14 protein-coding genes are annotated in these 14,335 nt (G+C 67.8%); 9 read left to right on the forward strand and 5 right to left on the reverse strand.

The features are described 5' to 3' along the window. The first annotated feature begins 104 nt into the window (after positions 1–104). Genes ACFWP0_RS21090 through ACFWP0_RS21100 form a run of 3 tightly spaced genes read left to right on the forward strand, consistent with a single transcriptional unit; the run spans position 105 to position 2,451 of the window. Positions 105–1,121, forward strand: coding sequence for a peptidase U32 family protein (locus tag ACFWP0_RS21090; RefSeq protein ID WP_377845298.1), 1,017 nt, complete (start codon positions 105–107; stop codon positions 1,119–1,121). Further along, positions 1,112–2,011: a U32 family peptidase gene (locus ACFWP0_RS21095; RefSeq protein ID WP_377845299.1), complete on the forward strand. Its 900-nt coding sequence runs from the start codon at positions 1,112–1,114 to the stop codon at positions 2,009–2,011. The genes ACFWP0_RS21090 and ACFWP0_RS21095 overlap by 10 nt, the downstream gene beginning before the upstream one ends. Next, positions 2,008–2,451 (forward strand): SCP2 domain-containing protein, encoded by a 444-nt coding sequence (locus ACFWP0_RS21100; RefSeq protein ID WP_377845301.1) that lies wholly within the window; start codon positions 2,008–2,010, stop codon positions 2,449–2,451. The genes ACFWP0_RS21095 and ACFWP0_RS21100 overlap by 4 nt, the downstream gene beginning before the upstream one ends. Before the next feature lie 51 nt (positions 2,452–2,502). Here the strand turns inward: ACFWP0_RS21100 and ACFWP0_RS21105 are convergent, their stop codons facing one another. Then, on the reverse strand, positions 2,503–2,955 hold the full coding sequence (locus ACFWP0_RS21105; protein ID WP_377845303.1) for a surface-adhesin E family protein: 453 nt from the start codon (positions 2,953–2,955) through the stop codon (positions 2,503–2,505). Between the two features lie 159 nt (positions 2,956–3,114). Here ACFWP0_RS21105 and ACFWP0_RS21110 point away from each other — a divergent pair, with 159 nt between their 5' ends. Further along, positions 3,115–4,521, forward strand: coding sequence for a hypothetical protein (locus tag ACFWP0_RS21110; RefSeq protein WP_377845305.1), 1,407 nt, complete (start codon positions 3,115–3,117; stop codon positions 4,519–4,521). Here the strand turns inward: ACFWP0_RS21110 and ACFWP0_RS21115 are convergent. Beyond that, a complete protein-coding gene (locus ACFWP0_RS21115) occupies positions 4,506–5,213 on the reverse strand; it encodes a GntR family transcriptional regulator (RefSeq protein ID WP_377845307.1) in 708 nt (235 codons plus the stop codon). The two genes, ACFWP0_RS21110 and ACFWP0_RS21115, sit on opposite strands and share 16 nt — an antisense overlap. A gap of 139 nt (positions 5,214–5,352) precedes the next feature. Between ACFWP0_RS21115 and araD the strand changes: the two genes are divergently transcribed. From araD to ACFWP0_RS21130, 3 genes are all read left to right on the forward strand, one after another. Beyond that, positions 5,353–7,083: an L-arabinonate dehydratase gene (gene araD / locus ACFWP0_RS21120; protein WP_377845309.1), complete on the forward strand. Its 1,731-nt coding sequence runs from the start codon at positions 5,353–5,355 to the stop codon at positions 7,081–7,083. A gap of 75 nt (positions 7,084–7,158) precedes the next feature. Further along, the gene (locus ACFWP0_RS21125) at positions 7,159–7,869 is read left to right on the forward strand and encodes a ribonuclease activity regulator RraA (RefSeq protein WP_377845524.1); all 711 of its coding nucleotides are present in this window, start codon (positions 7,159–7,161) and stop codon (positions 7,867–7,869) included. Between the two features lie 57 nt (positions 7,870–7,926). Next, the gene (locus ACFWP0_RS21130; protein WP_377845310.1) at positions 7,927–8,916 is read left to right on the forward strand and encodes a Bug family tripartite tricarboxylate transporter substrate binding protein; all 990 of its coding nucleotides are present in this window, start codon (positions 7,927–7,929) and stop codon (positions 8,914–8,916) included. 51 nt (positions 8,917–8,967) lie between these two features. Here ACFWP0_RS21130 and ACFWP0_RS21135 read toward each other — a convergent pair whose 3' ends face one another. After that, entirely contained in the window at positions 8,968–9,924 is a 957-nt protein-coding gene (locus tag ACFWP0_RS21135; RefSeq protein WP_377845312.1) for a tripartite tricarboxylate transporter substrate binding protein, read from the reverse strand. 16 nt (positions 9,925–9,940) lie between these two features. Continuing rightward, positions 9,941–10,843 (reverse strand): dihydrodipicolinate synthase family protein, encoded by a 903-nt coding sequence (locus ACFWP0_RS21140; protein WP_377845314.1) that lies wholly within the window; start codon positions 10,841–10,843, stop codon positions 9,941–9,943. A gap of 280 nt (positions 10,844–11,123) precedes the next feature. Between ACFWP0_RS21140 and ACFWP0_RS21145 the strand changes: the two genes are divergently transcribed. Next, positions 11,124–11,849, forward strand: coding sequence for a GntR family transcriptional regulator (locus ACFWP0_RS21145; RefSeq protein ID WP_377845316.1), 726 nt, complete (start codon positions 11,124–11,126; stop codon positions 11,847–11,849). Positions 11,850–11,868: 19 nt separating this feature from the next. Here the strand turns inward: ACFWP0_RS21145 and proP are convergent, their stop codons facing one another. Beyond that, positions 11,869–13,401 (reverse strand): glycine betaine/L-proline transporter ProP, encoded by a 1,533-nt coding sequence (proP, locus tag ACFWP0_RS21150; protein ID WP_377845318.1) that lies wholly within the window; start codon positions 13,399–13,401, stop codon positions 11,869–11,871. A 181-nt stretch (positions 13,402–13,582) separates the two neighbouring features. On the opposite strand from proP, the gene gph reads away from it, so the two are divergent. Next, positions 13,583–14,299: a phosphoglycolate phosphatase gene (gene gph / locus ACFWP0_RS21155; protein WP_377845320.1), complete on the forward strand. Its 717-nt coding sequence runs from the start codon at positions 13,583–13,585 to the stop codon at positions 14,297–14,299. Positions 14,300–14,335 lie beyond the last annotated feature (36 nt).

Below are 14,335 nucleotides of genomic sequence, written 5' to 3' on the forward strand. Positions count from 1 at the left end.
CTGCAAGCTAGGACTACCCACACCCGTCAAGCGCGCGCCCCGCGCTGCGCGCCGTTTGATCTTCGACAAGGTCCGGGGGACGGCCGGCCCCTAGACTGGCCGTCATGGAAAACCGAACCTCTCCCATCGAGCTCGTGGCCCCGGCGGGCAGCCTCGCCGCGCTGAAGGCAGCGATAGAGGCGGGCGCCGACACCGTCTACCTCGGGCTCAAGAACGCCACGAACGCCCGCAACTTCGCCGGGCTCAATTTCACCGAAGCCGATATCCGCGCGGGCGTCGAACTGGCGCACCGGCGCAACCGGCACGTGCTGTTCGCCATCAATACCTTCGTGCAGGCGGGGCGGGTGCAGGAATGGCGCGCCGCGGTCGATGCCGCCCACGACCTGGGCGCGGACGCCGTGATCATGGCGGACCCCGGCCTCCTGGCCTACGCCAGCGACCGCTACCCCGACCTGCGCCTGCACCTGTCGGTGCAGGGCTCCGCCACCCATGCCGACGCCATCGAATTGATGAAGGAACAGTTCGGCATCCGCCGCGTGGTCCTGCCGCGCGTGCTGACGCTGGCCGAGATCGCCCGCATTTGCGCCAATGTCAGCGTCGAGGTCGAGGTGTTCGGCTTCGGCAGCCTGTGCGTCATGGCCGAAGGGCGCTGCCTGCTGTCCTCGTATGCCACCGGCGACTCGCCCAACAACAAGGGCGTCTGTTCGCCCGCGCACGCGGTGCGCTGGGTCGAGGAGAACGGCCGCATGGACGCGCGCCTGTCCGGCATCCTGATCGACCGCTACGAACCGGGCGAGCCCGCCGCCTATCCCACGCTGTGCAAGGGCCGCTTCGAGGTGGACGGGCAGGCGGATCACGCGCTGGAGGAGCCGACCAGCCTGAACGCCATCGGCCTGTTGCCGCGCCTGGCGGAAATGGGCGTGTCCGCCATCAAGATCGAAGGGCGCCAGCGCAGCCCGGCCTACGTCACCCAGGTGGTGTCCACCTTGCGCGCCGCGTTGGACAGCGTGCACGCGGACGCCGCGCGCTTTTCGCCGCGCCCCGAATGGAACGCCATGCTGGCGCGCCATGCCGAGGGTTCCCAAGTCACACAAGGCGCTTTCGAACGTCCATGGAAATGAATCGAAACCCGTTCCAGATTTCAGTCGGCCCCTTGCTGTACTACTGGCCGCGGCAGCACACAATGGACTTCTATGCCGCGCTGGCGGAAAGCCCGGCGGACATCGTGTACGTGGGTGAAACGGTGTGCAGCCGGCGCCATGAACTGCGCGCCGACGATTGGCTGGAGCTAGCCCGCGACCTGCGCGCGGTGGGCAAGTCGGTCGTGCTGTCCGGCCGCACCCTGATCGAAACCGGCGCCGAAGCCAGCGCGCTGAAAAAGCTGTGCGAGCAGGAAGATTTCATGGTCGAAGCCGGCGAGCTGGGCGCGGTGCGCCACCTGAACGGCCGCGCATTCGTGGCCGGTCCGCATATGAACGCCTACCATGGCGGCACACTGGACTGGCTGGCCGGCCGCGGCGCCACGCGCTTTGTCGCCCCGCTGGAGATGGACGGCAGCACGCTGGCGCGCCTCTTGCGCGAACGCCCGGCCGGCATGCAGGCCGAGGTCATGGTGTGGGGCCGGATGGCGCTGGCGTTTTCGGCGCGATGCTTCACCGCGCGGCATTTCCGCCTGAAGAAAGACGATTGCGGCTTTCGCTGCATCGAGCATCCGGACGGGCTGGACATGCGCACGCGCGAATCGCGCGAGTTCCTGGGCATCAACGGCATCCAGGTGCAATCGGCCGCCTGTCTGGACCTGCTGGCCGAAGCGCCCGAGCTGGCGGGTATGGGCGTGGAAGTGCTGCGCGTGAGCCCGCAATCGGCGGGCACGCTGGAGGCGATCGCCGCGTTGGACGCCGTGCGCCAGGGCGGCAAGCCAGCCCCGGTATCGCCGCCCGCCGGCATCGGCCGGTGCAACGGGTATTTCTACGGACAAGCCGGCATCGGCCTTCAGGAGGCCGCCGCATGAGCGCCGCCATGAATCTGCCGACGGTGTTTGCCAAGCTGGGACGGCGCGTGCCGGCGCCGCTGGTGTCCTTGCACTTCGTGGCGGGCCTTGAGCTGGCGCGCCGGCTCAAGTGGCTGGCGCCGCCGCCGGAACTGGAAGGGCGCAGCTTTGCCATCACGGTGGAAGACCTGGGGCTGCGCAGCAGCTTCGCCGTGCGGGACGGAGCATTCCGCCCGGGCTGGAACCGAGGCCCCGCGGAATTGGAACTGGGCGCCAGGCTGGCCGACTTCCTGGCGCTGATGCGGGCGGAGACCGACGCCGACACCTTGTTCTTCCAGCGCCGCCTGCGCATTGCCGGCGACACGGAGCTGGGGCTGATCGTGAAGAACTGGCTGGACGCCTCGCCCAGGCCGGCGTGGCTGCAGCGGATGAGCGGGGCGGATGGTCGGGCCGCCGGCTGAGTATCTCCGCCGATTCCCTCGCCAGTGTGCATCTGCCGAGGGCTGCGCCGCCTACTTGCGCGCGCTTTTCCCGCCGCCCGGGCAGATCAGCTCGCGCAGCTTGCGCTGGACCGGGTCGCGCGTGACCGGCGCATTGCTGATGCCCGCCACGGGGATGGATTCCACGACCGCGCCGGTGGCGTCGTTGCCGGCGTAGTGCTGGACCTCGGTGACCGTATAGGTATTGGCGCTGCAGTTCAGCGTGACCGGCTGCACGACCGAGCCATAGGGCTGGCCGTTGGCCTCGGACACGCGGGGCTGGGCATAGAACCACGCCACCGTCACCGCCATCACCGCCGGGCGCACGGACACGGGCTGGATCGAGCTGTTGTCGTAAAAGACGCCGGGCATGGCTTGCGGGTCCACCGGCACCCAGTCGGGCGCGGCGGCCTGCGCCAGGGAGCCCCAGGCTGCCGCGGCCGTCAGGGCCAGGGCGAGGAGGGGAGTTGCGTGCCTTGCGGTCATGGGGACGGTTCCGTATGTTGCCGTTGCGGTGCGCGGGGCGGGTTGGGTAAGCGTGCGTGACGCCAGTATAGAGAACCGGGCGTGACGCGCTATAGTTCCGTCCGCTCCATACAACGGCCGGCCGGGACGCCGGCGGCCATGCCCAGGATTGGTTGATCAATGAACATCAGACTGCTTGCCGGCGGCCTTGCGGTCGCCGCCGCCGGGGTGCTCGGCTATGGCGTCTATCAGATCACGCCGTTGGGCAAACCCCTGGCGCGCAGCGAGGTGATCGGCGAACTGAACGGGCCGCCGCTGGCCTCGTATTCGCGGGTATCGATGCATCGCTACGGCGAACGCCAACTGCTGACCGGCCAATTGCTGATGACCGGCAAGAACGCGGAAGGCCTGGGCCGCGCGCCGGTGCTGGACACCCTGGTTCCGGCACTGAAGGAGCGCCTGCAGGAACAGCTTGCGCAGCGGGCGCAAGCCGGCGCCGCGACCGCGCTGGCCCAGGGCCATGGCGACCTTGCCATGATGATGCTGCAGGCCGGCCGCTCCACCCTGGACACGCGCAACCTCATTTATGGAGGCCGTGGCACCGGCCTGTTCGAACTGCTGGGTTCCATCGGCGGGGACACTGGCGTCGAGCTTATCGGCACGCCGCAGGGCAAGACGCTCTACCTGGTCACCAGCACCATCCGCGCCCTGGGCGAAGGCGAGCAGCCGGCCGCCTGGGAAGCCCTGCGCTCAGACGACCTGGGCGCCACCTGGACCTACGACCCCGAGGTGAGACTGGGCATCCCGCTGCGGAACGCCGTATTTCTCACGCAGGATCTCGCCATCGCACTGGAGCGGCATGCCGCGGGACTGCGTCTGGCATACAGCTTCGATGGCGCGCGGCGCTGGTCCGCGACCTTGCTCAAGGAGCAGGTCTGGCCGGACGCGGCGGCATTCGAGCGCGGCTTCGCCGAAGCGGTGGAAAGGGAACGCAGCGTGCATGGCAAGGACCGGCTCGCCTATGACTGGTCCTTGTATCCGCTTGACGAAAGGCGGGCCGTGGGCTGGAGCTGGCGCACCCGCGTCAAGCCCCGCGCGCGGGAGCAGAACGAGGTGATCGAGACCCGGCGCTTCGAGGTGGAGTTCCAGGAAGGGGCGTCGCCCGCCTTCCGGGTCGCGCCTGCCGTGGCGCCCGTGCCGGCGCAGGAATCCTATGCCCCGTTGACGCGGGACCAGCCGGTATTCGAGACCGCGGGCAACGTCGTCTACGAGCTGGACAAGGCCGGGAGGACCTGGCTGGAACGCGCCGAATCGCCCAAGGTGCGCGGTGCGCGGGCCTGGATCGGCGATGCCTGGTTTGGCGGCAATGCCTGGGTCATCAAGACCTATGCCGACCATCTGTTCTCGTTCAACGAGTACACCAAGACCTATTTCTACACCCGCGACCAGGGTAAGACCTGGACCCCGTTCCAGCTGTCGCACGAGCAGGAGGGCGGGCTGCTGGGCCTGGACCAGACCGGCGACGCCTTGCTGTCCTTGGCCGAGCGCGGCGGCAAGACCGTCATCCGGCGCTATCCGCTGGACTGAGCCTGGTCCGCCAGCACGTATTCCGGATAGCGCCTGCAGATCTCGGCCACCTGGCTGAGCGTGCCGGAGAGGTGCTCGCGCAGCACCTGCTGCGCGCGCGCCGGGTCCTGCGCGACGATCGCGTCCAGCAGCCGCTGGTGATCGTCCAGGATGCGTTCGGCCTTGCCGGTTTCCGGCAGGTGCAGGCGGCGCAGCCGGTCCAGGTGGCCGCTGTAGCGCTGCTCCATTTCCCACAGGCCAGTGACGCCGGCGGCCTCGTGCATGTCGCGGTGAAAGGCCTGGTCGGCGTCGATGAACTGCTGGTATTGGCCGCTGGCGTGGCTGACGCGCTGCAGGTCGATGCTGGCCTGCAGGCGCTGGAACAGCAGCGGATCCGGCCGCTGGGCCAGCATCTGCACGATCTCCAGTTCCAGCGACCTGCGCAGGAAATGCGCCTGGCGGGCGGCGGCGATGTCGATGCGGCTGACCACCGTGGTGTGCTGCGGGTAGATCTCGACCAGCGCCTCTTCCGCCAGCCGCATCAGCGCGTCGCGGATGGGCGTCTGGCTCAGGCCGTAGGTTTCGGCCAGCGTAATGCGCGACAGCGGGGCGCCGGGCGCGAGTTCCAGCGACACGATCTGTTCGCGTAGGTGTTCGAAGACCTGGGGCGCCGCGTGGCGTGATCGGTCCAGTCTGAGCTTCTGGCTTTGCATCGGTCGCGTGGTGAGAAAACCGGGGTCGGAAACGGGTGGCAGGCAAAACCGCAGTGTAGCGGGTTTTTACCTAGCTGACGCACTAATGTATTAGTGTTTAAATGCCTTTACCGTCACCACGATTCCCCTCGCATCCCCTATGAAACGCACCTACGAAAGCCTGCGCAGCGCCGCCTGGATGGCCAAGGACGACCTGCGCTCCTTCGGCCACCGTTCCCGCATGATGCAAATGGGCTATGGCCCCGACGACTGGGCGGGCCGCCCCATCATCGCCATCATCAACACCTGGTCGGACCTGAACCCCTGTCACAGCCACTTCAAGCAGCGCGTCGAAGACGTGAAGCGCGGCGTGTTCCAGGCGGGCGGCTTTCCGGTGGAACTGCCGGCCATCTCGGTGTCGGAGTCCTTCGTCAAGCCGACCACCATGCTGTACCGCAACTTCCTGGCCATGGAAACCGAGGAGCTGCTGCGCAGCCATCCGGTGGACGGCGCCGTGCTCATGGGCGGCTGCGACAAGACCACGCCCGGGCTCATCATGGGCGCCATCAGCGCGGGGCTGCCGTGCGTCTACGTGCCCGCCGGCCCCATGCTGCGCGGCAACTGGAAGGGCAAGATCCTGGGCTCCGGCTCGGACGCCTGGAAGCTCTGGGACGAACGCCGCGCCGGCAAGATCACGCAAGAGCAATGGACCGAAGTGGAGGGCGGCATCGCCCGCAGCTACGGCACCTGCATGACGATGGGCACCGCCAGCACCATGACGGCAATCGCCGAGGCCATCGGCATGACCCTGCCGGGCGCCTCGTCGATACCCGCGGCCGACGTCAACCACATGCGCATGTCGGCCGAATGCGGCCGGCGCGTGGTGGAGATGGTCTGGGAAGACCTGACGCCGCAACGCATCCTCAGCCTGACTTCCTTCAAGAACGCCATCAACGTGGCCATGGCCATGGGCTGCTCCACCAACGCCATCGTGCACCTGGTCGCCATGTCGCGCCGCGCCGGCTGCGCGGTCGGCCTGGACGACTTCGACGCCGCCAGCCGCAAGGTGCCCGTCATCGCCAATATCCGGCCCAGCGGCGACACGTACCTGATGGAAGACTTCTATTACGCCGGCGGCCTGCCCGCGCTGATGACCCGGCTGCAAGACCACCTGGACCCGTCGGCCATGACCGTCACCGGCAAGACGCTGGGCGAGAACATCGCCGGCGCCGAGGTCTACAACGACGACGTGATCCGCAAGCTGGACACCGCCATCTACGACGAAGGCGCGCTGGCCGTGCTGCGCGGCAATATCGCGCCCGACGGCTGCGTGATCAAGCCCAGCGCCTGCGCGCCGCAGTACCTGCGGCACACGGGGCCCGCGCTGGTGTTCGACGACTATCCCAGCATGAAGGCCGCGGTCGACGACGAAAACCTGGACGTCACCGCCGACCACATCATGATCCTGCGCAACGCCGGCCCGCAAGGCGGCCCGGGCATGCCGGAGTGGGGCATGCTGCCCATCCCGACCAAGCTGGTCAAGCAGGGCGTGCGCGACATGCTGCGCCTGTCGGACGCCCGCATGAGCGGCACCAGCTATGGCGCCTGCATCCTGCACGTCGCGCCGGAAAGCTATATCGGCGGCCCGCTGGCCCTGGTGAAGACGGGCGACACCATCACCGTGGACGTGCCCGCCCGCAGCATCAACCTGAACGTCAGCGACGAAGAGCTGGCCGCGCGCCGCGCCGCCTGGACGCCGCCGCCCAAGCGCTACGAGCGCGGCTACGGCTGGATGTATTCCAGGCACATCCTGCAGGCCAACGACGGCTGCGACTTCGATTTCCTTGAAACCGGCTTCGGCGCGCCCGTGCCCGAACCCGAGATCTTCTGAGCCCGGAGGACGGGCCCGGCCCGCCTCCCTTGCCCGTATCCACCGTCTTCAGACCCCGGAGCCATCGTGTCCCAAATGAATCCCGAAACCCGCGCCCGGCTGGCCGGCATCAGCACCGCCACCCTGTGCACCGCCTTGTTCAAGCGCGGCCTGCGCAACCAGTTCATCCAGGACGTGCGTCCGCTGAACGCCAACCTGCCCAACATGGTCGGCCCCGCCTTCACGCTGCGCTACATTCCCGCGCGTGAAGACCTGAACACCATCAAGGTGTTCGAAGACCGCGCGCATCCCCAGCGCGTGGCCGTCGAGACCTGCCCGGAAGGCGCGGTGCTGGTGATGGACAGCAGGAAGGACGCGCGCGCCGCTTCCGCCGGCTCCATCCTGGTCACGCGCCTGATGAAGCGCGGCGCGGCGGGCGTGGTGACGGACGGGGGCTTTCGGGATTCGCCCGAAATCGCCGAACTGGGTTTTGCCGCCTACCACCAGCGTCCGTCCGCCCCGACCAACCTGACCCTGCACCAGGCGCTGGACATCAACGCGCCCATCGGCTGCGGCGACGTGGCGGTGTGGCCCGGCGACATCGTCGTGGGCGACCGAGAAGGCGTGGTGGTGATCCCGGCCCACCTGGCCGACGAGATCTCGATCGAGGCCGTGGAAATGACGGCCTTCGAAGACTTCGTGACCAGCCAGGTGCGGCAGGGCGCTACCATCCTGGGCCTGTACCCGCCCACCGATCCGGACGCCAAGGACAAATTCGCCGCGTGGCGCAAAGAACAGGGCCGTTGAGCCTTGCCGCCGGCGCCGCCGGCGTCCCATACCTATAACGACAGGCAGGAGACAACCATGAACATGCAACGACGCAACGCGCTTGCCGCGCTTTTGGCCGGCGCCGTCCTCGGCACGCTGGCATTGCCCGCCGGCGCCGCCGACTGGCCCGCGCAGAAGCCGATTTCCTATGTGGTGCCGTTCACCGTCGGCGGCTCGACCGACGTGGTGGGCCGGGTGCTGGCCCAGAAGCTGGGCGACCGCCTGCGCCAGAATGTCATCGTGGAAAACAAGCCCGGCGCGGCCGGCGGCATCGGCGCCACCTATGTGGCCAAGGCGGCGCCGGACGGCTATACCTTGTTTGGCGGCACCATCAGCACGCACGCCATCAACGCCAGCCTGTACAAGAACCTGAAGTACGACCCGGTCAAGGACTTCGAGCCGGTGTCGCTGATCGCCTACCTGCCCAACGTCCTGCTGGTCGATCCCAACCTGGGCGTCAATTCCGTGGCCGAGCTGATCGCGCTGCTCAAGCGCGACCCTGCCAAGCGCACCTTCGCGTCCTCGGGCGCGGGCACCTCCACGCACCTGGCCGGCGAGCTGTTTTCCGGCATGATCGGCGTGCCGCTGACGCACGTGCCCTACAAGGGCACGCCGCCCGCCATGGTGGACGTGTCCTCAGGCGCCGTGACATTCATGTTCGACCAGATGACCGCGGCCCTGCCGCTGTTGCAGACGGGCAAGCTCAAGCTCTTGGCGGTGACGACGAAGGACCGCATCGCGCTCGCGCCCGACGTGTCCACCATGCAGGAGGCCGGCGTGCCCGGCTTCCAGATGGCGTCCTGGCAGGCGGTCTATGCGCCCAAGGGCACGCCCAAGCCCATCCTGGACAAGCTGGCTGCGGAGATCGCCCTGATCGTGAAAGAACCCGACGTGCAGGAAAAACTGGGCAAGACCATGGGCATGGAGCTGGTCGGCAGCACGCCCGAACAGCTGCGCGACCTGATGGCCGCCGAGATTCCGCGCTGGGCGGATGTCGTAATGAAGTCGGGCGCGACGGTCGAGTAGCGCACCCGGCGGTGGGGGGGGGGCGGGGGTGGCCGCCGCGCCCGCGGGGGTTCACGGCTTCAGGTCGAGCTTGGGCACCAGCGTCTGGAACGCCTGTTCCTGGCGCGCCACGTCGGCTGCGAATTGCGGCTGGTCGGCATAGGACGGGGTCAGGTTCTGCTTGCGCATGAGCGCCTGGAAGTCCTGGGACTGCGCCACGTGGCGGGCTGCGGCCCGCCATTTTTCCACCGCGTCCGCGGGCGCGGCCTTGGGCAGGCCGATGCCGCGCCACACGCTGAACTGCAGGTCAGCGCCGCGCTCCTTCATCGTGGGCACCGCGGGCAGGTTCTCCAGCCGCTGGGGCGCCATGATGGCGAGCGTGCGCAGCTTGCCGGTGTCGACGTGCTGCTGCAATTCGGCGTAGGCCACGGTCGTGGCCTGCACGTCGCCCGCCAGCAGGCCCATGATGGCCGGGGCCGACCCCTGGTAGGGCACATGCACGAACTTTACGCCCGTCTGCTCGCCCAGCGCCGCCGCCGCCATGTGCGGCACGGTGCCGATGCCGGCGTTGGACACCGCGATCCGCTCGGGATTCTTCCTGGCGTCGGCCAGGAATTCCTCCACCGTCTTCCAGGGCGCGTCGGCGCGCACCGTGACCGACGAGGGATCGTCGGTGAAGCGCGCGATCGGCTGGAAGTCGCCCACCGTGGTCTTGCCGATGCCCATCAGCGGCACCACCAGCATTTCCGGGGTCATCAGCACGAGCCGGTAGCCGTCGGGCTGCGCATTGGCCACGTAGGCCCAGCCGATGGAGCCGCTGGCGCCGGGCTTGTTGATCACGACGGTGGGCTGCGCCATCAGCGGCGGGCGCGCGGCCTCGGCGATGGCGCGGGCGGTATTGTCGCTGCCTCCGCCGGGCTGGTAGGCGACCACCAGCTCCATGGAGCGGGCGGGATAGTCCGCGGCATGCGCGACGGACAGGGCGGACAGGGCGCTGAAGACCAGCGCCGGCAATCGGATATGTCGCATGGCGGCGGCTCCGGAATCAATAGCCCAGGGCGGACATGTCCGCGAGGGTCTGTTTGGTGATGGCGATGGTGCGTTCCCGCTCCGCGCCGGCAAGGTCCAGCCGCGGCGGCTTCACGGTCTCGGCGCTGCCGGTGATCAGGTGCTCGGCCAGCTTGATGTGCTGCACCAGCTTGACCACCGTGTCCAGGTGGAACAGCGGCGTCAGGGCCGCATACAGTTTGCGGGCGCGGGCGAAATCGCCTTCGGCCGCCAGCCGCAGCAGATCGACCGACGCCTTGGGCACCGCGTTGGCCATGCCCGAGACCCAGGCGGTCACGCCCAGCGCCGCGCTTTCCAGTATCAGGTCGTCCACGCCGCACACCACGGCAAGGCGGTCGCCAAAGCGCGTGATCAGATCGGTCACGCGGGTCGTGTCGTAGGATTCCTCCTTGATCGCGACGATGGTCGGCTCTTCCAGCAGCTCGGCCACCACGTCCGGCGTAAGGTCGACGCCATAGCCGCGGGGGTTGTTGTACAGCAGGATGGGCAGGGGGCTGGCCTGCGCCACCGAACGGTAGAAGGCCACCGTTTCGCGGTTGTCGGACTTGTAGGTCAGGCCCGGGAACACCATCAGCCCGTTCACGCCGATCTTCGCGGCTTCCTGCGCGAACGCGGCGGCTCGGGCCGTGCCGGTTTCCGCCACGCCGGAGATCACCGGCACCCGCCCGCGCACGGTCTCCACGGCGGTGCGCAGCACGCTCAGCTTCTCTTCGGGCGACAGTTGGGCGTTTTCGCCCACCATGCCCATCATCACGACGCCGCCCACGCCGTTGTCGATCAGCCGTCCCAGGCCCTGGCGGATGGCCTCCAGGTCCAGCGAGTAGTCGGGGTTCAGCTTGGTGGTGACGGCGGGGAAAACGCCTTGCCATTGAATCGTCATGCCGTGGCTCCTGATGCGCGTTTCCGCCTGATCGAGTCCAGGCGGGTATGTGTTATTGGATATTGGATCCAAAGTGGGGGAATCAAAAAAAGGAGGCCGGGGCCTCGAACCGCCGCTATGGGGAGCGGCGATGTCAACTGGATCATGGATCCAATATACTCACATTAAAATGGCTGCGGGCACCGGCTGTCTCTCGGGGTTTTCCTGGGCATGGCGTCCCGGCTTTCCGCATTCCCTGCCGCTCGGCGTCCGCCGGGCGGTCCAACCAGGCAGGTTTCACGTGTCCCAGAATTCGCCGCTTTCCGTCTCCCCGCCCCGTCCCCAGGCCGGCTCCGCCGGCCGCCTTGTCCGCAAGACCGCCGTCGACCTGGTGGTGGACGAGCTGCGCGACCGCATCCTGTCCGGCGCGATCCCGCCCGGTTCGGCGCTGCGCCAGGAGCTGTTCGCCGAGGAACTGGGCGTGAGCCGCCTGCCGGTGCGCGAGGCTATCCGCCAGCTCAGCGCCGAGGGGCTGATCGACATGATCCCGCACCGGGGGGCGTACGTGTCGATGCTGTCGCGGGCCGAGGTGCAGGAGTTTTTCGACATCCGCATGCGGCTCGAGCCCTGGCTGTTCCGCGTCGCCGTGCACCAGAAGGACGACGGCGACCTGGAGCGCGCCGGGCAGGTGGTGGCGCAGATGGATACGGCCGCGCCCGAACAGTGGGGCCGGCTCAACTGGCAGCTGCACGAACTGCTGTACCGCGCCGCGCAGCGGCCGGCCGCGCTGGGCATGATCCGGGCGCTGCACGAAAAATCCGAGCGCTATTTCCGTTTCCAGATCGTCAACGCGCCGATCCGCCAGCAGGCGCATGACGAACACACGGAACTGATCGCGCTTGCCCGGCTGGGCCAGGCGGAGAAGGCCGAAGCCGCGCTGGAGCGGCATATCGCCCAGGCGGCGGAACAGATCCTCGCCATCGTCGACCATCTGCTGGATGCGTCGGCCTCGCCGCAACCAGGCTAGGAAGCCGCCGCGCCCCGCGTCATTCCAGATGCGGATGCCGGTCCGTCAGTCCCTGCCGGCGTGCCTTCAGCGCTTCCAGCTTTTCTTCGAGTTGCGCGATCTCGGCGTCGACGTCCTGCACGCTCTGCTCGATGTGCTCATAGGTTTGCTGCAGCAGCGCCTTGGCCTCATGGCGGCTGGAGGCGGTGGGCGTTTCGCCGCGCAGCGGGCGGTTGGCCGTTTCGGGCAGGAAGAACCAGGTCATGATGCCAAAGACCGAGGCCGCCATCAGGTAGAAGGCCGGCATCATCAGGTTGCCGGTTTCTTCCACCAGCCACGCAGCCACCGTGGGCGTGAGGCCGGCGAAGATGATGGCCACGTTGAACGAACTGGCGAGCGCGCTGTACCGGATGCGGGTGGGAAACAGCGCGGGCAGCGTGGCCGCCATGATGCCGATCAGGCAGTTCAGGAACACGGCGATCAGAAGCAGGCCCAGGAAGATCAGGCCCGTGTTGCCGCTGCCGATGAGCTGGAATGCCGGTATGGCCGACACGAGCAGGCCCACGCTGCCGGCGAGCAGAAAGGGTTTGCGGCCGATCTTGTCGCTGATGAAGCCCACGACCGGCTGCACGAACAGCATGCCCACCATCACGACGACGATGATGAGCACGCCGTGCCCTTCGGTATAGCCCAGGCTGCCGGACAGGTACGTGGGCATGTACGTGAGCAGCAGGTAGTAGGTGATGTTGGTCACCAGCACCATGCCGATGCTGACCACCAGCGCGCGGCGATACTTGGCGAAGATCTCGCGAAAGGAGACGGACGGCTTGTCCTGCAGGGCGTCGCGGTCTTCCTTTTCCAGTCTTTCGAGCTGCTGCGTGAAGGCGGGCGTTTCCTCGGCGGCATGGCGCAGGTACAGGCCGAGCAGGCCCAGCGGGCCCGCCACGAAGAAGGGAACGCGCCAGCCCCAGTCCAGGAACGTCTGCTCGCCCAGCATGGTCTGCAGCAGCACCACCATGCCCGCGCCCACCACGAAACCGGCGATGGAGCCGAAATCCAGCCAGCTGCCCAGAAAGCCCCGCTGCCTGTCGGGCGCATACTCGGCCACGAACACCGCCGCGCCCGTGTATTCCCCGCCCACCGAGAACCCTTGCGCCAGCTTGCACAGCAACAGCAGGATGGGCGCCCACAGGCCGATGGAGGCATGGGAGGGGATCAGGCCGATGCAGAAGGTGCTGATCGCCATGATGATGATGGTGAGCGACAGCACCTTCTGCCGCCCGAAGCGGTCGCCCATCACGCCAAAGAACACGCCGCCCAGCGGCCGCACAAGAAAGGGCACGGAGAACGTGCCCAGCGCGGCGATGGTCTGCACCGCGGGCGAGGCATCCGGGAAAAACACCTTGCCCAGCGCAAAGGCGACAAAGCCGTAGACGCCGAAGTCGAACCATTCCATCGCATTGCCAAGCGCCGCGGCCGTCACGGCCTTCTTCAGCTTGGTGTTGTCGATGACCGTGATGTCGCCGATCTCTAGCGGTCGGACCTCTTGTGACGCCGGGGTGGTTTCTGCCATGACTCGTCATCCATAAGGGGCAATACGCCGATTATGGACCTGAAGCAGGTGTGGGGCCAAAATTTGAGCGGGACGCCGCATCCGCCCTTCAGGAATTCAGTTCCGCGGACGATGCTTGCGGGCGGTAAGCTATGGCGCAATTGATCCTGCTGAATAACCTGGCCTGAAGAGGAGCCGCACCGTGACCGACCTTGCCGCCCTTGTTGGGGCGACCATCGCTTTCGACCTTGACGGAACCCTGGTCGACTCAGCCCCCGACCTGATCGGCGCCATGAACGCGATCCTGATCGCGGAGGGCTTGGCGCCGCGGGCCTGCAAGGATGCCCGGCCCTTCATCAGCCGCGGAGCCCGCTGGCTGCTGCAGTGGGGCCTTGGCGACGCCGGCGCGCAAGACCCGGCGGCTCGCGCCGCCGCGCTTTTCTGCCGCTTTATCGACCTCTATGGCGACCGCATCGCGGACGAGAGCCGGCCTTTCCCGGGCGTGATCGATGCACTGAAAACCTTGAGGGCAGGGGGCGCAAAGCTGGTGGTCTGCACCAACAAGCCGACCGGCCTGTCGCGCAGCCTGTTGGCCCAGCTCGGCATGGCGGAACTGTTCGACGGCGTGGTGGGCATAGACGCCGTCACCGCGGCAAAGCCCGACCCCGCCCACCTGATCGAAGCCGTACGGGCAGTGGGCGGCGATCTGGCCCGCGCCGTCATGGTGGGCGATGCGGACACCGATGCCGCAGCCGCGCGCGCGGCCGGCACGCCGCTGGTCCTGGTCGACTTCGGCTACACCGAAATTCCGGCTGCCGACCTCGCGCCCGACATACTCCTGCATCATTTCGATGACCTGGCGGATGCATGCGCCGCGCTGCTCGACAAACACGAGGGTTCTGTTCGGCGCATGCGCTGATATCATGGCCATGCGTCGCGGCGCCGTTGCCGCCTG

Origin of the sequence: Achromobacter sp. NPDC058515, from assembly GCF_042721735.1 — a bacterium.
Classification (GTDB): domain Bacteria; phylum Pseudomonadota; class Gammaproteobacteria; order Burkholderiales; family Burkholderiaceae_B; genus Achromobacter.